Origin of the sequence: Hyphomicrobium sp. CS1BSMeth3 (assembly GCF_900117415.1) — a bacterium.
GTDB lineage: Bacteria > Pseudomonadota > Alphaproteobacteria > Rhizobiales > Hyphomicrobiaceae.
In genome coordinates this window covers 1,514,979-1,531,555 of sequence record NZ_FPEI01000006.1, presented here as the reverse complement: position 1 = coordinate 1,531,555, position 16,577 = coordinate 1,514,979, and the positions used below count along the sequence as shown (strand labels likewise).

Sequence of the window (16,577 nt, the reverse complement as noted above, 5' to 3'; positions counted from 1 at the left end):
AATCGCGAGCGGGCCATGGTTAGGCATGCCAGAGCTGAGGACTACGAAAGCGTTGCTCGGCCGCTGCTGGCTGTCGGCAATACATTTGCGTCTGGTCACGAGCACCCGCAGCATACGCACCGTCGATCGCAGTTGCTGCATGCCGTGACCGGAACGATGGCCGTCATCACCGACCACGGCGCATGGGTGGTTCCGCCGCAGCAAGCCCTATGGATTCCGGCGGGCGTCAGCCATGGATTCCGCATGATCGGAGAGGTGCACACACGGAGCGCCTATCTGGATCCGCAGATTGATTGCGGTCTGCCGTCCTCGTGCTGCATCCTCGACGTGTCCGAGCTGCTACGCCAACTTCTCGTCGCCGCCATCGATCTGCCGGTCAACTATGACACGGGGAGCCGCGGCGAAGCCGTCGCTACGTTGATCCTGCACGAGCTGCGTATCGCCAAGCGTCAAGCGTTGACGGTACCCTTTCCGAAACACCCATTACTCGGCGCCAGATGCGCGCGCTTCCTGGAGGAGCCGTCCGGCGGCGCGTCGCTCGATGCGTGGGCCTCCGAGCTCGCCCTGAGCCGGCGAAGCTTCACGCGGCTGTTCAGGTCCGAGACGGGCTTGAGCCTGTTGGACTGGCAAAGAAGGGCGACCGTGCTCCGGGCGATCGATCAGCTCGCTCTAGGAGCATCGGTCACGACGGTTGCGATGGATCTCGGCTATCGCAGCCCCGCCGCCTTCACCAGCATGTTCCGACGCATCGTCGGCGTCCCCCCAAGCCGATATACGAGCGGCTGATCCGCACGGGCCAAAGTCGACGTGTGAGACTGTCCGCTGCGCGGCTTGAGTATGTAGAGCATCAAGGGAAAGCCCGTGGTATGGTCCGGTTGCGACAGGAGGCACTCCATGTTGCCCAAAACCCCGCCTGGCGACCCTCTATGGGCTCTCACGGTCGCGGTGATCTACTTCGGGTCCGTCATCGCGTTCGGCGCAATCGCCAGGGCCATTTGCGTGCGGCTCATGAGGCGCTACGGCGCCGACCTGGAGGATGTGCAGAAGCAGGCCGGCTCCAACCGACGTGAACGCGACGTCTTCCTGCTTGGGTTCTGGCGAAAGGAACGCTGAAACCGATCGCCGGATCAGAACCGGTAGCCGTAGCGGGCGCCCAGGCGGTCGAGGCCTTCATTCTCGTCCCGCGTGCCCGCGTTCGACATATGCTCGAAATAGATCGACAGGCTGTTGTGACTGTCGAAGCGGTAGCCGATTTCCACCGGTATGTGGAACAGCACGCGCGAGCCCAACGCCTTATCAGTCTGATTGGGGGCGAGCAGCTTCGTCTCGCCGTTGTGAACGGTGCCTCCGAGGCCGAGCGAGAAGAATATTCCGGTCGGCGTCTCGAATTCCCATCGCGCATCGAGATAGGCGTTGCTGGTGCCGCCTTCGGTGGCGATGGAGGCGCCGATGGCCGGCCTGATCGTGCCACCCAACAGCCGGAACGAGGGCGATAGGAGCGCCTCGATGTTGATTGCGACAGCGTCGTTCTCGGTGCGGAACCCGCTCCACAGATTGGAGACGTCATGTGCGAGGACGCCGCCCCTGATCTCGCGGACGAGCCCTTCGGCGTGAACCGCGCCGGGCCCCACGCCCACGAGGGCGAGGCAGGCGAGCAGGCGCAATACAATCCGATGCGACATGCGGCGTCCGCGCTCTCGAGGTTCTGAATGAATCACTTTTACCACCGGGGCGGTGGCGTTTCAGCGGCGATTTCGAAGATTTGCCCTGAATGACCGGCGTCCTGTTGCATTTTTAATGAGGCTTGCAAGTTGCTGTCGGCCGGTGAAGCCGGGCTCAGGACTGTCCTGCTTCGCTCTCTCTTCGCATGTCGCTTGGGGTCATCCGGTAACGCTGCTTGAAGCGCCGGTTGAAGTGCGAAAGATCGCCAAACCCCGCCTCGAGCGCGATGGTGGTGATCGACCAAGTCGAATAGCGCGGACTTGTCAGCATCCGGCGGGCCGCCTCGAGCCGTCGTTCAAGCACAAAATCCGAAAAGGTGGTCCCGGCCTCCTCGAACAGCATCTGGACATAGCGTGGCGAAATGCCCTGACGCGCAGCAAGCTGATCGAGATTGAGCGTGGCGTTTCCGATCAGATCGGCCTTGATGGCTTCGAGCCGCGCGGCACGAACGCCCCGCCGGCTGGCGATCTCTCCACCCTCAGCCGTTGTGCCGATGGCCAGGGCGATCAGGTCGTAGATGTGTGCTGCCGAGAGCCGGCCGAGCTGCGGATCGGCAATGCGTTCGGGCAGGTTCGCGACGTAGGACCGCAAGAGTGATAGCGCCTCCGTATTTCCGCGAATGCATTGCGCGGCAGCCGATTCGACGTTCGCGAGCGGTGCGATCGCGCTGAACGGCACGCGAATGGAGACGTAGGTTGTGTCCACGAACTGCAGCAGCGCCGGCTCGCGATATACAAGGAGCACGCCATCACCAATCTCAGGCACACCTTCTCGCCGGCCCTGCGTGAGGGCCATATGCCCGCCGGTCTTCATCATCAGGCAGACCGTGTCCTCGCCATCGGCAAGTCTTTGCGCCGGGCGCGTCACGCGCGCTGTTAGAGAGGACAGCATCTTGGCTCGGCGCAGACCTGGCGCCACGTGCATTTCCATTTCAACTGCATGGCCCGGCTCGGCCTCGAGGTCGAGACGGATCGACTGATCGAAGAGATCGCGCAACGCAGGCAGCCGCTTCGAATGTGGAAGCTCACGCGTCGAGAAGTGGAAAGACGCGTAGTCGCGTTCATCCCCGTCCATCATCGTCCCTCCCGAACCATCGTACGGAGACGTGAAAACTGCGTCGTCAGAGATGATGCGCTGTCCATCGCGGGGCGCGCGCACGAATGATCAGTTCGCCCAAAGCATAGCGGGATTTCGTCCGAGTCCAAGACGGAGCGGGACGGAGCTGCGAACAATTGGCCGTCATCCGTCGCAGGAGAGGGCATCATGCTTAGATCGACGTTCGCGATTTGCGCGGCACTTTCAGTGCTGGCCTGGACGAACCCGGTTGCGGCGCAGCAAAGTCTGCCGGCCGCCGCCAACCAAACGCAGGGCATCAAGCGCATTCCTCTGCAGCGCTTCGACGTACCTGGCACCGCCTATGAGACCGTGATCGGCATCGCCGAGATCGCGCCGAACGTCTCGATAGGGCGTCATACGCATCCCGGACCGGAGTCGGGCTACCTGATCGAGGGTGGTTTCGAGCTGCTGATCGACGGCGAGGCGCCGCGGATGCTCAAGGCCGGTGAGTCTTACAAGGTGCCCCCGCGCACCGTTCACGATGCAAAGACCGGCCCGGAAGGTGCCAAGGTGCTCGCCACATACGTTGTCGAAAAAGGGCAGCCGATCGCGTCCCCCGCCAAGTGAGCAGGGGCGCGAGCAGAGCCTCGACCCGATGCCTCGGCAGGCTATCCGACCGTCAACGTCCCCGCTTGCGGATCGACGATGACCATCTCGCCGCTCTTGATGGCGTGCGTGATGTCCACGTCGAAGCGGTCGATGAGCGGGAGATCGGCGAAGGCTGCGCCCTGCGCCATGATGGGATTGGCGAAGTTGAGGATCAGGGCCCTGGGCGTACGCCCGCTCTGGACCATGTCGCGCAGCATCCAGGCCGAGGCGACGCCGCCCTTGGCGATGTTGAGGATCAGGATCTTGCCGACATAGCTCTGGCCCGCGAGCTTGTGCGCGGGGCGCGAGACAATGCCTTTGACGAGATCGAGATCGTAGCGGGCGGAGAAGTTGTCCGACGCAACGAGCGCTTCGCCCGAGACCTTCACGCCGGGGCCGGGGTGACCTTTGTAGATGCGGGTCGTGGTGCTCATGAGGAGGCTCCGACAATGCGGCCGGCGACGGCGCTTTCGACACAGGCGGACATGCTGTCGAGAATGGGCTCGTAGCCATAGCCGCCGAGGATGTTCACGAGCTTTGCCGAGTTCGACATGAGCCGCTTCCAGCCATTGGCCTCGCCGATGTCACGCGCATACATCTGATAGAAGCAGACGCCCGAGAGGACCATGCCACCGGCGCCTTCGATGGAGGCGGTGATCCCCATGCGGTCGGCGGCGGCCTTGATGTCCGGCGAGGTGGTCGCGATCAGCGTCACGTCCTTGTTGATCGTGCGGCCGTCGAGATGATCGGCAAGCGTGCGCATTTCGAAGAGCGAGAGCTGGGGCGCGGCAAACACGACCACATCGAGCTTGTCATCCTTCGGCCGGTAGGAGGCCATGAGGCGATCGATCTCGGCGCGCCCGAGCGGTGTCGCTTTGGGGACCGGGCCGTCGAACACAGCCTTGAGATCCGGTGCCTCGGGCGTGATGCCGATCATATGAAAAAGCGGCGTCGAGCCGAAGCTCGCGAGCGCGGCGCCGAACTGCTTGATCTCGTCGGAGGTCACGGGACCGCTGATGCCGCTCAGCACGGGCACTTCCCAGTACGAGCGCATGGCGCGGCCGACGAGGCCGCCGAGCGCGCCCCACTCCGCAAGATCCTTGGGACGTGTGGTTACCTCGAAATGCGTGTGGCCGCGGCGGTGGCGGTCGAGATGATAGCCGTAGCGCGGCGTGTAGCCCGTGAGCGCGGCGGCGAGTGCGGAGGGGCCGCCCTCGAAGTTCGTGCGCGCGCCGAGCACGCTGTTGGCATAGATCGACGAGCCGGTGTCGCCGAAGGCAATGTGCTCGCCGAGCACGGGCGGGATGACCGACTGATAGTTGATGCAGGTGTTGGTCATCATGAAGCCGAGCGCCTCGAAGGCGGCCGTCGCGCGGCGCTCGAGATCGGCCATGGTCTCCGTCTGGCCGAGGCGCTTGTAGGCATTGAAGTCGACGCCGCGCGGGTCCGTGATCGCCGGCACGCGCACGCGGCGCTCGGCGAGCGGCAGCTTGGCGAGGCTTTCGAGGAAATCGACGCCCGAGGGGCCGAGCGCCTCGGGGTCCGCCATCAGGTGGACCTGCGAAATAGGAACACAGTCCTCGGCATCGAAAAAGCGGCCGACCTTGAGGATCTGCTCCATGGCGTACTGGCGTGCGCGCCCTTCGGCGCCGGCCAGCATGGCCTTCTGGTGGTCATCGAGCTTCATGCGGCATTTCCGTCCCGGAGTTTATATCCTGGCGGACAATGCGGCCCGATGGGCGAGACGACAAGTCTCGAAATCGCTGCGCGTCCGGGAGGCGGATATGCAGAACGGCGGAGCGTTGCCGCTCCGCCGTTCCGAAATTCAGTCGAGCTGGTCGCAGGCGGCGCTCAGTGCACCGTCGCGATCTCCAAATCATCGCCGAGCGCGTGGCTCATGGCGGCCTGCCGGGTGTCGGTGAGCGCGATTGGCGTACCGTCCGCCGCGTGCAGGGCATAGAGCGTCAGGCCGCGCGGTAGATTGTCGATCGAGGGGAAGCGCTCCTTGGCCTCTTCCGAGGTCATCGTGCGGATGTAGGCCACGACGCCATCGCCAAGGCGGGCGAGATCGATTTCGCTCATGATCGGTGCGGTCATCTTCTTCGACGACCGGCGCCGGGGACCGCTTTTGCTGCTACGTTCCATGTCGGTACTCCTAACGTATCGGAGGCGCAGGCTGGCCTCCATGACCGACGCCTGCGGGAGGTCCCGACAGGGCCAGTCCGCTCATGCAGCCGAATGTTCCGACGATTCGGCTGGATGATCTGTAACTGAAACGACTCACCCGGACGTTTTCCGTCCAATCTCGATGCGGCGAATTAGCCGCTCGGGCGTGTGGCGAACAAGATCTATCGCCAGGAGCCCGTTATTGAGGTCGGCATTGCGGACCTCGATGCCTTCCGCGAGCACGAACGTGCGCTGGAACTGGCGGGCCGCGATGCCACGGTGCAGGTACGCGCGCGTCTTGTCGTCGTCCTGCTTGCCGCGGATGGTGAGTTGGTTGTCCTCAAGCGTGATCTCGAGCTGGTCGCGGGTGAAGCCGGCGACCGCGAGTGTGATCCTCAGCGTCTCGGCTGAGGCCTCATCCTTCGGAATTCGTTCGATATTATAGGGGGGATAGCCGTCGGCCCCGCCTTTCGCGACCCGGTCGACCAGGCGCTCGATCTCGTCGAAGCCGAGCAGCAGCGGGCTCGATAGCAGCGACATCCGTGGCATTGCAGCCCCTCTCTTGAAGCGACCTCGCTCGCCCATCTCGGTTGCCGGCCCGTCAGGCGCCCGGCTTCCGCTTCGGCCCCGTTCACCCGGGCGCCTGGGCGTGCTCCACTCATATGGGATCATAGCCGCAGACTTCAAGCAACGCGGAGTGTGGCCATTCGGCCGCGCAAGCAGTCATCCATTGCCATGAGAAAGTCTTGGCCGGGGGCCAGAAATGCGCCCCGGCTGCCTCGGGGGAGGCGGGTGCTGCATATCGGAGATATAACAAAATGCGGAAGTCTCAGCTCGGATCGGTGTGGCTGGCGCTGGTGATCGGCGTCGGCGGCGTGGGGGCCATGGGTGCACCGGCGATCGCCCAGCAGGCAGGGAAGCCGGCGCTCGAGGAACTGACGCCCGAAGAGATCGCCGAGCGCGAGGGCCGCAAGGCCTGCAAGGTTGCCATCTGCGCCGCCTTCCACATGAAGAAGGCCGAGGGCGGCGACATCTCCTGCAGCGTCCTCAAGACGTGGCGCAAGGAGCAGCTCCAGAAGATGATCGAGCGGGCCAAGGTTTCCTGGCCATGGGGTCGGGTGAAGTGCGTTGCCGACATCAAGCTGAAGCGCGGCGACCTCATCAAGGCCATGACCGAGGCGAGCTATGTCACAGAGCTCGACAAGCATCAGGTGAACTGCGAGATCGAGCGCGAGAAGGACGGGCCGGCAAAGATCAGCTTCGCCTTTGCGCCGAAGGTGACCTTCGCGAACGGCAAGGCGACGAAGGCGGCGCTGAACTGGGGTGCTATCGAGGCGCCGACGCTGGTCAAGGGCGCCATGTGGACCGCGACGGCGACCGACAACACCTTCAATGTCCTGCAGTCGACAGTGGTCGAGGACATCAACGACTTCATCGGCCCGAAGTGCGACGAGGTGAAGGACGAGTGGGCCAAGTAGGCCCGGCCTTCCTCACACCACGGCAGCGCCGCGCACGAGCACGCGCCCCTCGAAGAGCCGCCGTGCCGTGCGGTAGACCGCGGCATAGTCTGCATGAGCCGGCGTGCCGTCCGCGCCCGCCGGCGTGACCTTCGCATCGACGTGCGTGATGCCCGAGGGCTGTCCGATCCGGATCGCCGAGGCGTCCGCCGCAAGGCCCTTGGCGCAGATCGCCGGGATCGTGCCTTTGAGCCGCGCCGCGACCGAAAGACAGAGCGCGCAGGTCAGGGCCACGGCGCGGTGCGGCTGGCCGACCGAGATCATGCGCACGGTGATGTCCATGTCAGCAGGCCCGAGCTTCACGCCCGCGAGCGTGGTCGCCTCGCGCGGGGGCGTGACCATGGCCACCTTGGGTACGCTCTTGATGCGCGCGGCTTCGTCGAGGTCACGCGCGATGCCCATGGCGACGGACGCTGCGCGGCGTATACCCTCGAGCTTGGCCAGCAGCTCCTTGTTGCGATCGATGGCCTCGGGCATCTCCATCCCAGAGCAGCCGAGCGACTCGGCGGCAACGAACACACAGGGATTGGCCGCATCGACGAGGCTCGCTGCAATAGGCCCGAGACCCGGAACGTTCAGCTCATCCACGGGACGTCCCGTCGGGAGCAGCTTGCCCGTGCGTGCGCCACCGGGCGCCATGAACTCGAGGCGAATAGGCGCGCCCGTGCCGGCAACGCCGTCGAGCGCCATGGTGCCATCGACCGCGGCCTGCCCGCCCTCGACGGGGAAGCGCGAGACGATGATCTTCGACGTGTTCGTATTGTGAATGCGCACGACGGCCTGACCGTCGGCAGGGACCGGCACGAGGCCCTCGTCGATCGCGAATGGGCCGATGGCCGAGGACATGTTTCCGCAGTTGCCGCCATAGTCGACGGTATCGTCGATCACGCCGATTTGCGCGAAGGTGTAGTCGACGTCGGCATCGGGACGGCTCGGCGGTCCGATGATGCAGATTTTGGAGAGTGAGGAGACGCCGCCGCCCATGCCATCGAGCTGGCGCGCGCTCGGATCATTGGCGCCGATCGCGGAGCGGAAGATGGGCGCCCAGGCTTCGCGGTCCGCGGGCAGATCGCGCGTATGGAACATGACGGCCTTGGATGTGCCGCCGCGCATGAACACGGCCGGGATGCGCACCTGCTTCATGGGTCAGACCTCGCTTGCGGGGCGTCTTCTAGTCCAGCGTGCGCAACAGCTCGGCGAAGAGCCGGCAGCGCGGCACCATCGACGACACGAGCATGTGCTCCTCGAAAGTGTGCGCGCTCGCCCCATCAACACCGAGGCCATCCAGCGTTGCGACGCCGAGGGCACCGGTGAAATTGCCGTCGCTGCCGCCACCGAACGAGCCATGATCGAGCCTGAAGCCGATGTTGGCGGCGATCTCGTGTGCCTTCTCGTAGAGCGCCATTGTCTGGCGGTGCGGCTGCCAGAGCGGGCGCACAGGACCGCGCTCGACCTTCACCGTGATGCCGTCGTTCTCGGACTCGAGTGCCGCCATGCGGGCGGCAACCTCATCGAAGATCGCCTGCGTCGGTGCGACCGTCAGCACCTGCGCGCGGCAGCGGATGGGCATGACATTGACGAACGTGCCGCCCTCGATCGTGCCGACCGAGAAGGTCATGCCGCGCTCGAAGTCGGTCATGTTCTCGATGCGCTCGATGAGGCCGGCCATGGCGCGGATCGCGCTGCGGCCCTGGCGGTTCGTCGCGCCGGCATGGGCGGGCCGCCCCTCGACATCGATCCAGAAGCGCTGGAAGGCAAAGCGCCCGGTGACGATGACGCCATTCTTGCAGGGTTCCGTGACGAGCACGTAGCGGTGCGCGCGTGCTTCCTGCTCGATGCGCTCGCGCGAGGAGGGGCTGCCGATCTCCTCGTCGGGGATCAGCATGTAGGTGACGGGAAGCTGCGCGCCGCCGTTCTCGCGCACGATCTTGAGTGCCTCGATGGCGATCGCGACACCGCCCTTCATGTCGTAGATGCCGGGGCCGAAGTAGCGGTCGCTGTCGCGCCGGAGCGGCAGGCGCCCGGCGAGTGTGCCGACGGGATGGATGGTGTCGAGATGAGAGAGGATGAGGATGCCCGGGCTGTTCGTGCCCTCGCGACCGGCAAAGCGCGCAAGCACGATGTCGGCAAGGCCGCCTGTGCCCGGTACGCGCTCGATGGTTCCGCCGAGCTTGGCGAGATCGGCGCTGACGAGGTCCATCATCCGGTTCACACCGGCGATGTGATAGGTCGGGCTTTCCTCGCGCACCCAGGGCAAAAGGCGCTCGAGCATCGCGTCGACATTGAAGAGGTCTTTGGCCAGCACGTTCTTGGTCTCCTGGCTTGGTCTTCTGGTTCGCTGCAGGTCCGACGGAGCTGAGAGCTCGCCACGAGGGCCGCGCGACAGGCGACGTCGGGTGCGGGCGCATACTAGCTCAAGCGGGCACGCTTGTGTGCAGATGTATCGTTGCCGCATGGCTCGTCAGCGCCAGGCCGAGGAAGCGCTAATCGTCCGACGACGTGTGGAGCGCTTCTAAAATGGTAGCTCCTGGTGCGGAGCTGCTCAGGGCACCCCGAACCCGCCTCTGGGTGATCAAGGTGCGTTTACAGCGCCGTCTGCCTTGCTGCACAGTGCGCCCGAAACGTCCAAGGAGAAAAACAATGACCAGCCCATCGAGCGCGCTGCCACGCGGCGTCTTCACCATGCAGGCCCAGGAGCGCATCGTTTTCGGCGAGCCGGCAGGCGAGGCACTGCTCGCGGAAATCAAGCAGCGCGGCGCGCGCCGCGTGTTCGTCACCTCGACGCGGTCGCTCGCAAAGCTTTCGGACGGCCCCCTGCAGGCTATCGAGAAGGCGCTCGGCAGCCTGCATGTCGGCACGTTCAGTGCCATTGCCTCACATAGCCCGCGCGAAGATGTGATCGCAGGTGCAGGAGCGGCACGCGCAGCCAAGGCCGATCTCATTGTGGCCGTCGGTGGCGGCTCGGTCGTGGATGCGACCAAGGCCATGCTCATGTGCCTCTGGCACAATCTCGACAGCCCCGCGGCCATGGAGCCCTATCGCTCCGGCCGCGACGATGGTCGCATTCCGACACCTATGGTGCCGCCGCCTGATGCGATCCGCATGGTCGCGATCCCGACGACCCTCTCCGCGGCCGAGTTCACGCCCAATGCCGGCGTCACGAACAGCGAGACGCACTTCAAGCAGTCCTTCAGCCACCGCCTGTTCGTGCCGATGACGGTGATCCTCGATCCGGTCATGACAATGGCGACACCCGAGTGGCTGCTTGTTTCGACCGGCATCCGCTCGGTCGATCACTCGGTCGAATCCTACTGTTCGCCGACCGCCAACCCGGCGACGGAGCCGCTTTCGCTGCAGGGTCTGCGGCTGCTGCATCGCTCGCTGCCAGCCATGGTGGAGCGCCCGGACGATCTCGCGGCGCGGCTCGATGGCCAGTTCGGCATGTGGCAGGCGATTTCGGCATCGATCGCGGGCGCGGGGAGCGGTGCCAGCCACGGCATTGGCTATGTGCTCGGCTCCGGCTATGGCGTGCCGCATGGCCACACGAGCTGCGTCATGCTGCCGGCCGTCCTGCGCTGGAATGCGTCCTTCAATGGCGAGCGGCAGAAGGCTCTGAGCGCCGCGATGGGGGCGCCGGATCGGCCCGCCGGGGATCTGATCGCCGAGCTCGTCCAGCGCATTGGCCAGCCGGGAAACCTGCGTGCCGTCGGTATCAAGCGCGAGGATCTGCCGACGATCGCCGAGCGGGCCATGACCTATGCCCCGGTGCGGCGCAACCCGAAGAAGATCAACGGCCCTGGCGACGTCATGGAGATCCTCGAGATCGCCTGGTAGGGCGGTCCCGAGTCTCAGGCACGTGCCAGACGTCCGTCTCTTGGTACGGCCTCGCGGGCCACCGGCTGGCGGCGCCCTGTGCGCCGCCGCCAGAGCAGGAAGAGCACGATCGACACGTTCAGCAGGTTCCAGGCAATGCCGTTCAGGAAGGCGGCCTGGTAGGAGCCCGTGAGGTCGTAGATCACGCCCGAGAGCCAGCCGCCGAGGGCCATGCCGAAGAGCGTCGCCATGAGCACGACGCCGACACGCGCGCCCGCTTCCTTGGGCGAGAAGTACTCGCGCACGATGAGCGCATAGCTCGGCACGATGCCGCCCTGGAAGAGCCCGAACAGCGCCGACACCACATAGAGCGACGCGAGCCCGTCGAAAGGGAGGTAGAGGAAGAGCGCGATCCCCTGCAGCGTCGAGCCGAGCAGCAACGTGTACAAGCCGCCGATCTTGTCGGAGATGAAGCCCGAGATGAGCCGGCTCACGATGCCGAACCCGAGCATGAGCGAGAGCATTTCGGCACCGCGCTGGGCACCGAAACCGAGGTCGGCGCAATAGGCAACGATGTGGACCTGCGGCATCGACATGGCGACGCAGCAGGCGAGGCCGGCGACAATGAGCAGCGTCTGAAGCGTGGCGGGCCGCAAGCGCAGAAGCGCCGGCGAGGGCTCGTGCGCGAGGCTTCCGGTGGCGACCGGTGCCTCGTGTGGCGGCCGGCGCTGGAGGAGCGGCGCCAGCAGCAGCAGCGTCACCGTGCAGAAGAGGCCGAGGGCAATATGCGTGAAGCGCCAGCCATAGGTGTCGATCGAGGCCTGCAGGATCGGCGGCCAGACCGTGCCCGAGAGGTAGTTGCCACTGGCGCAGATGGCGAGGGCAATGCCGCGCCGCTTGTTGAACCAGTGGGTGATGTCGGCGAGGAGGGGCGCAAACATCGTGGCGGTGCCGCAAAGGCCGATCAGGACGCCATGCGCGATGGCAAACTGCCAGAGGTTTTGCGTGTAGCCGGTGGCGATATAGCCGAGGCCGAGGGCGATGGCGCCGAAGAGCACGGGAAACATGACGCCGTGGCGATCGGCAAAGCGGCCGGCGATGACGCCGCCAAAGCCGAAGCCGAGCAGCGTGAGCGTGTAGGGAAGCGAGGCCGCTCCGCGGTCGACGCCGAATTCGGCCTGCACGGCAGGAAGAACAACGACCACCGACCACATGCCGACGTTGCCGATCGTGCCGATGAGGGCTGCGGCGAGAAGCCGAAGCCAAGCATAGGCCGAGTCGACGTCGGCGGCCGTACCATAGGTATTGTTCATGGGATCAGCGGTCTCGGCCTGGGGAGCGCGTGGCGCTACGCGAATTGAGCCTGCGCGATATGCCTGATTTTTAGGCGCAAGTCGATGCGAGTGTTCCTGGCGCTGAGTGTTGCCGATGTGCCGCGCCGGAAACGGGGTGCGCCGGCGACACGTCATTCCGCTGACGAATGGCACGTAACATGATAACTTCTTGCGATAATGTGGCCGCATCACCATGTAGGCCGACACCTGCAATCGGGTGCCGCGCATCGTTGCGCGTGCGGGGGCAGGGATGTGAGTTCAACCAGGGAGCAAAGCAATGAACGCGTCGTGGGCACGTGCCGGGGGGCGTGGCTTCGTCCTCGCCGTGCTGATGATGACGGCCGGTTTCTCCGGGGCACGGGCTGAGACACCCTTCCAGACGCTCGTCGGCACATGGGGTGGCTCGGGGCAGATCAGGCTCGACAATGGCAAGACGGAAGCGTTGAAGTGCCGTGCCTTCTACACGCAGAAGGAGACGGCGGCGCTCGGCATTGCGCTGCGTTGCGCCTCGGCCAGCAACAAGATCGAGCTGCGCGCCAATCTCAATCAGAGCGGAAGCCAGGTTGAAGGGAGCTGGGAAGAGCGCACGTTCAATGCAACCGGAACGGTGACCGGCAAGGTCAGCTCGGGTCGGATCAATCTAGCGATCACGGGCGGGACGTTCTCCGGCTCCATGAACGTGGCAATTACGGGCGCGCGCCATTCGGTGTCGATCGAGACGAACGGCATCGGCCTCAGGGCTGTGAACATCAGCCTGTCGCGCAGTTAGGTTGGCTTTGGGGTGGGGGTATCCGCCCGGTGGGGCGGCGGTGAGCGGCCCGAGCGGCCGCTCTGGCGCAGAAGGCGCCACGTCGCGGGGCGTGAGCAGGGAGAAGGATCATGAGAAGGATTTGGACGTCGCTCGCCGCACTGGCTGTCGCGAGTGGGTTGGCGCTGAGCATGGACGCGGCCGTTCTCGGCGATGCGGCGGCACAGCAGCGGGTGCGCGATGGCGAGCGCCCCAGGAAAGCCCCTGCCTATGTCGTAGCCGAAAGCCGCTGGGGGCATGGCACGATTTCAGGCCCCGTGCGCCGCGGTCCCAATGGCTGGGAAGTACGGATGCCGGGTGGGACGTGGATCGAATGCAAGCGGAGCTGCTCGGAGTCGCTGCGCCTCGCGACCGTGGATTTCTGGGAGACGCAGGGACGCAACCCGCCTGACGGGGGCCCCAACTACTTCACCTTCGACTTCTGGTTCTAAAAGCAAAAGCCCTCTCCCGATCTGGGAGAGGGCTTTTCGCTTCTTGGAGATCGGTCGTGGCGATCAGCCGATTGCCAGCGGCATCTTCTGGTCGATCTTTACGCCGGCGTCGTCGATCCAGGTGAATTCGAACTCACCCGGCCCCGGCACCTTCATGAAGAAGGCGAGGTAGGGGTTCGCCGAGATGCCCGGCGACACGTCGGCTTTGAAGAACTCGACGCCGTTGAACTTCGCCGTGAACGTGTTGATGATGTTGCGCGGGACGACCTTGCCGTCGGCGGTCTTGCGGTTCCCGGTCTCCATGACGTGCTGGACGAGCGTCTTGATCTCGATGACCTCGCCGACCTTGGCCTTTTCCGGAATACGGATGCGGGGTTTTGCTGCTGACATCGTTCTCGCTCCCTATCCCTGCCTCAGCCGCCGCAGCCGCCGATCGTGACTTTGACATTGCGCTTGCCGAGCAGGAACTTGCCGTCGCTCAGCTCCGCCACCACAACGACGTCCTGCGTCCGCGCGAGGCGCATACGGCTCGAGACCGAGGCCTTGCCCGACGCGGGCGTGAAATTGTAGCTCGCGACGCCCACCTGCGGATTGCCGGAGGCGAAGACGTGCACCGCCTTGACGTGGCTGGCGTCCGTCATCGGGCTGTCGACCGCGAGCGTGAAGGGCACCGTGTTGCCGTTCTCGGCGATCTCGGGGATCTCGAGCGTGATGCCGCTCTCGGTCGGCTTGGTATCGCCGAGCACCTTCTTCAGGGCCTCGTCGATACTGCGAACAGGCTCCTGGGCAAGCGCCGGCAGATCCGCGAGGAATGCGGCCATTGCCAAGCTGGCGCCCGCGCCGATCAGGAATGTCCGACGGCCAACAACTTCGATCTCCAACCTCTGCGTCATGCCTTTCGCACACCCGGCATTTGGGGCCGAGCCCTCCTCGATTTTGGCGGTGCACCGCGGCGCGTCGGTTGCTCCGACGGCGTCGGTACTTGCAGATTTCCAGTAGCATATTAGAATGTTTGTATGCAACCGCAGGGGCGCTGAGAAGGCGTGGTTTTGACGATCATGCAGCAGTTCGCGCGCCGGCCCCTTTCATTGCTTGCAGCTCTCCTCGTGCTCTTTCTCGGCGCCAGCATTGCGCGCGCTCAGAACGCCGGCGCCGCTCCCGAAATCGATCTCGCAACTGCACCCGCCGCGCTGGTTATGATCAGCGATCCCGGCTGTCCCTATTGCGCGCGCTGGGAGCGCGAGGTCGCCCCCGGCTATGAGGCGAGCGAGGACGGCAAGATCGCGCCGCTCGTGCGCCGCTTCCGGCACGCGCCCGATATCGCCTTCATCCAGCGCGTTGTTTACTCGCCGACATTCGTGATGCTCGTGCGCGGCCGCGAGGTCGGACGCATCGTCGGCTACGGGGGCGCGGATCTCTTCTGGATGCAGCTCGCCGCATTGATGGAGGACGTGCGCGTCGCGCTGCAGCGCAGCGGAGCCGCGGCGCCCAACTTCGCGGAGAAGCAGGTCGAAAGAAGATGACGACGGTCCGCGTTCAATCAGTACTTGCGCGGACCACTGAAAGCTTATCAAAAGAAAATATAAGAAAGAGCGCCGGAAAGGCTGCAAAGAACGTGCGCTGGATTCGAGCAATCGATCTCACGGGAGGTGTAAATGACTGATATTTCACGGCGGAATCTGATTATTGGCGCCGGCGCCGGCGCGGTTGCTGCGGCGAATTTCGGGACGTTCGCCATCGCCCAGGGAGTCCGGGCCGGCCGCGTTGTCATCATTGGCGGCGGCGCTGGTGGCGCGAGCGCTGCGCGCGCATTGAAGCTCGGTGCGCCGGCGCTCCAGGTGACGCTGATCGAGCCGAACAGGATCTATTCGTCCTCCTTCTTCTCGAACCTCTATCTCGGCGGCTTCCGCACCTACGGCTCGCTCAACCACAACTACGATGGCCTGCGCCGCCTCGGCATCAATGTCGTCCATCAGCGCGCGACGGCAGTGGATACGGCCAAGAAGACCGTGCGCACCAGCGGCGGACAGACGTTTGCCTATGACAAGCTCGTCGTCTCGCCGGGCATCGAGGTGAAGTACGACTCCATTCCCGGCTACTCGGCCGCCGCCGCGAGCGGTCGCGCGCCGCACGCCTACACGACCGACGGCCCCGGCAAGCAGCACCTGAAGCGCCTGCTCGAGCAGATGCCGAATGGCGGCACGGTCGCCATGGTCATGCCGAACAATCCCTATCGCTGCCCGCCCGGACCCTACGAGCGCGCGGCCATGATCGCGCACTTCCTGAAGACGCGGAAACCGAAGTCGCGCCTCGTCATCATCGATCCGAAGAAGGCGTTCTCGAAGCAGCCGGTGTTCGTCGAGGCGTTCAACAAGTACTACAAGGACAATCTCGAGCTGAATCTCTCGAACGATATCGATGAATTCAGCGTCACGGCCTTCGATGCCAAATCGCGCGAGATCACGACCAAGGCCGGCAAGAAGGTCAAGTTCGATGTCGCCAACGTCATCCCCCAGCAGAGCGCGGGCCAGATTGCGCTGAGGACCGGGCTCGCCAAGGGCGACTGGTGCCCGGTCAACCCGGAGAATTTCTCTTCCGCGCTCGTGAAGGACGTCTACGTGCTCGGGGATGCGACGATCGCGGCCGAGATGCCGAAGTCGGCCTTCTCGGCGAACAGCCAGGCCAAGGTTGCCGCCAACGACATCCTTGCGGAGCTTGCCAAGGGCGAGCGTTTCCCGGCGCGCTTCCGCAATACGTGCTGGTCGCTGCTTGCGCCCGATGACAACGTCAAGGTCGGCGCGAACTACACGGCCAAGGGCGGAAAGCTCGAGCCGTCGGGCTCGTTCGTGTCGAAGCCCGGTGAGGACGCTGCGACGCGGGCGCAGAACTACCAGGAGTCCATCGGTTGGTATTCGGGCATCACCGCCGACATGTTTGCCGGACCCGCGGCGGCTGCGGGCAAGAAAAAGGGTTGAGGCTGTCCCTTCTCCCGTCTTTACGGGGAGAAGGTCAGGATGAGGGGCGGCGGCATACGCGAACGTCGCACAAGCTCCCGCCCCTCTCCCCATTGAAGGAATGGGGA

At 64.9% G+C, this 16,577-nt stretch carries 20 protein-coding genes; 9 read left to right on the top strand and 11 right to left on the bottom strand.

Going from position 1 to position 16,577, the window contains the following annotated elements; genetic code table 11:
* The first annotated feature begins 15 nt into the window (after positions 1–15).
* Positions 16–786 carry an AraC family transcriptional regulator gene (locus CS1BSM3_RS22245; protein WP_072391073.1) on the top strand — a complete coding sequence of 257 codons (771 nt, stop codon included), beginning with the start codon at positions 16–18 and terminating at the stop codon, positions 784–786.
* Between the two features lie 108 nt (positions 787–894).
* The gene (locus CS1BSM3_RS22240) at positions 895–1,113 is read left to right on the top strand and encodes a hypothetical protein (RefSeq protein ID WP_072391070.1); all 219 of its coding nucleotides are present in this window, start codon (positions 895–897) and stop codon (positions 1,111–1,113) included.
* Positions 1,114–1,127: 14 nt separating this feature from the next.
* Here the strand turns inward: CS1BSM3_RS22240 and CS1BSM3_RS22235 are convergent, their stop codons facing one another.
* Both CS1BSM3_RS22235 and CS1BSM3_RS22230 read right to left on the bottom strand, forming a co-directional pair.
* On the bottom strand, positions 1,128–1,682 hold the full coding sequence (locus CS1BSM3_RS22235; protein WP_072391067.1) for an acyloxyacyl hydrolase: 555 nt from the start codon (positions 1,680–1,682) through the stop codon (positions 1,128–1,130).
* A gap of 154 nt (positions 1,683–1,836) precedes the next feature.
* Entirely contained in the window at positions 1,837–2,799 is a 963-nt protein-coding gene (locus CS1BSM3_RS22230) for a helix-turn-helix transcriptional regulator (RefSeq protein WP_083528811.1), read from the bottom strand.
* Positions 2,800–2,985: 186 nt separating this feature from the next.
* Between CS1BSM3_RS22230 and CS1BSM3_RS22225 the strand changes: the two genes are divergently transcribed.
* A complete protein-coding gene (locus CS1BSM3_RS22225; protein ID WP_072391061.1) occupies positions 2,986–3,405 on the top strand; it encodes a cupin domain-containing protein in 420 nt (139 codons plus the stop codon).
* Positions 3,406–3,446: 41 nt separating this feature from the next.
* Here the strand turns inward: CS1BSM3_RS22225 and CS1BSM3_RS22220 are convergent, their stop codons facing one another.
* The 4 genes from CS1BSM3_RS22220 to CS1BSM3_RS22205 all read right to left on the bottom strand — a co-directional run bounded on the left by CS1BSM3_RS22220 (position 3,447) and on the right by CS1BSM3_RS22205 (position 6,141).
* Positions 3,447–3,860: an aconitase X swivel domain-containing protein gene (locus CS1BSM3_RS22220; protein WP_072391058.1), complete on the bottom strand. Its 414-nt coding sequence runs from the start codon at positions 3,858–3,860 to the stop codon at positions 3,447–3,449.
* Entirely contained in the window at positions 3,857–5,113 is a 1,257-nt protein-coding gene (locus tag CS1BSM3_RS22215) for an aconitase X (protein WP_072391055.1), read from the bottom strand. The genes CS1BSM3_RS22220 and CS1BSM3_RS22215 overlap by 4 nt, the downstream gene beginning before the upstream one ends.
* 164 nt (positions 5,114–5,277) lie before the next feature.
* On the bottom strand, positions 5,278–5,571 hold the full coding sequence (locus CS1BSM3_RS22210) for a BQ00720 family protein (RefSeq protein ID WP_244540588.1): 294 nt from the start codon (positions 5,569–5,571) through the stop codon (positions 5,278–5,280).
* Positions 5,572–5,706: 135 nt separating this feature from the next.
* Entirely contained in the window at positions 5,707–6,141 is a 435-nt protein-coding gene (locus CS1BSM3_RS22205; RefSeq protein ID WP_072391052.1) for an Hsp20 family protein, read from the bottom strand.
* A 269-nt stretch (positions 6,142–6,410) separates the two neighbouring features.
* On the opposite strand from CS1BSM3_RS22205, the gene CS1BSM3_RS22200 reads away from it, so the two are divergent.
* Positions 6,411–7,070 (top strand): hypothetical protein, encoded by a 660-nt coding sequence (locus CS1BSM3_RS22200; RefSeq protein WP_072391049.1) that lies wholly within the window; start codon positions 6,411–6,413, stop codon positions 7,068–7,070.
* A 12-nt stretch (positions 7,071–7,082) separates the two neighbouring features.
* Here the strand turns inward: CS1BSM3_RS22200 and CS1BSM3_RS22195 are convergent, their stop codons facing one another.
* Both CS1BSM3_RS22195 and CS1BSM3_RS22190 read right to left on the bottom strand, forming a co-directional pair.
* Complete coding sequence (locus tag CS1BSM3_RS22195) at positions 7,083–8,252, bottom strand: 2-methylaconitate cis-trans isomerase PrpF family protein (RefSeq protein WP_072391046.1); 1,170 nt, start codon at positions 8,250–8,252, stop codon at positions 7,083–7,085.
* Positions 8,253–8,280: 28 nt separating this feature from the next.
* Complete coding sequence (locus tag CS1BSM3_RS22190) at positions 8,281–9,414, bottom strand: M20/M25/M40 family metallo-hydrolase (protein ID WP_210188819.1); 1,134 nt, start codon at positions 9,412–9,414, stop codon at positions 8,281–8,283.
* A 335-nt stretch (positions 9,415–9,749) separates the two neighbouring features.
* On the opposite strand from CS1BSM3_RS22190, the gene CS1BSM3_RS22185 reads away from it, so the two are divergent.
* A complete protein-coding gene (locus tag CS1BSM3_RS22185) occupies positions 9,750–10,943 on the top strand; it encodes an iron-containing alcohol dehydrogenase (RefSeq protein WP_174263751.1) in 1,194 nt (397 codons plus the stop codon).
* A 14-nt stretch (positions 10,944–10,957) separates the two neighbouring features.
* On the opposite strand, the gene CS1BSM3_RS22180 is transcribed toward CS1BSM3_RS22185, so the two are convergent.
* Positions 10,958–12,235: an MFS transporter gene (locus tag CS1BSM3_RS22180; RefSeq protein WP_072391043.1), complete on the bottom strand. Its 1,278-nt coding sequence runs from the start codon at positions 12,233–12,235 to the stop codon at positions 10,958–10,960.
* 298 nt (positions 12,236–12,533) lie between these two features.
* Here CS1BSM3_RS22180 and CS1BSM3_RS22175 point away from each other — a divergent pair, with 298 nt between their 5' ends.
* Entirely contained in the window at positions 12,534–13,025 is a 492-nt protein-coding gene (locus tag CS1BSM3_RS22175; RefSeq protein WP_072391040.1) for a hypothetical protein, read from the top strand.
* Between the two features lie 110 nt (positions 13,026–13,135).
* Complete coding sequence (locus CS1BSM3_RS22170) at positions 13,136–13,495, top strand: hypothetical protein (RefSeq protein ID WP_072391037.1); 360 nt, start codon at positions 13,136–13,138, stop codon at positions 13,493–13,495.
* Between the two features lie 63 nt (positions 13,496–13,558).
* On the opposite strand, the gene soxZ is transcribed toward CS1BSM3_RS22170, so the two are convergent.
* Entirely contained in the window at positions 13,559–13,885 is a 327-nt protein-coding gene (gene soxZ / locus CS1BSM3_RS22165) for a thiosulfate oxidation carrier complex protein SoxZ (protein ID WP_072391035.1), read from the bottom strand.
* 23 nt (positions 13,886–13,908) lie between these two features.
* Complete coding sequence (gene soxY, locus CS1BSM3_RS22160) at positions 13,909–14,388, bottom strand: thiosulfate oxidation carrier protein SoxY (RefSeq protein WP_072391032.1); 480 nt, start codon at positions 14,386–14,388, stop codon at positions 13,909–13,911.
* Between the two features lie 150 nt (positions 14,389–14,538).
* Here soxY and CS1BSM3_RS22155 point away from each other — a divergent pair, with 150 nt between their 5' ends.
* Together CS1BSM3_RS22155 and CS1BSM3_RS22150 are read left to right on the top strand one after the other, a co-directional pair.
* On the top strand, positions 14,539–15,018 hold the full coding sequence (locus CS1BSM3_RS22155) for a thioredoxin domain-containing protein (RefSeq protein ID WP_143149316.1): 480 nt from the start codon (positions 14,539–14,541) through the stop codon (positions 15,016–15,018).
* A 132-nt stretch (positions 15,019–15,150) separates the two neighbouring features.
* Positions 15,151–16,470, top strand: a complete 1,320-nt coding sequence (locus CS1BSM3_RS22150; protein ID WP_072391029.1) for an NAD(P)/FAD-dependent oxidoreductase — start codon at positions 15,151–15,153, stop codon at positions 16,468–16,470.
* The last annotated feature ends 107 nt before the right edge of the window (positions 16,471–16,577 follow it).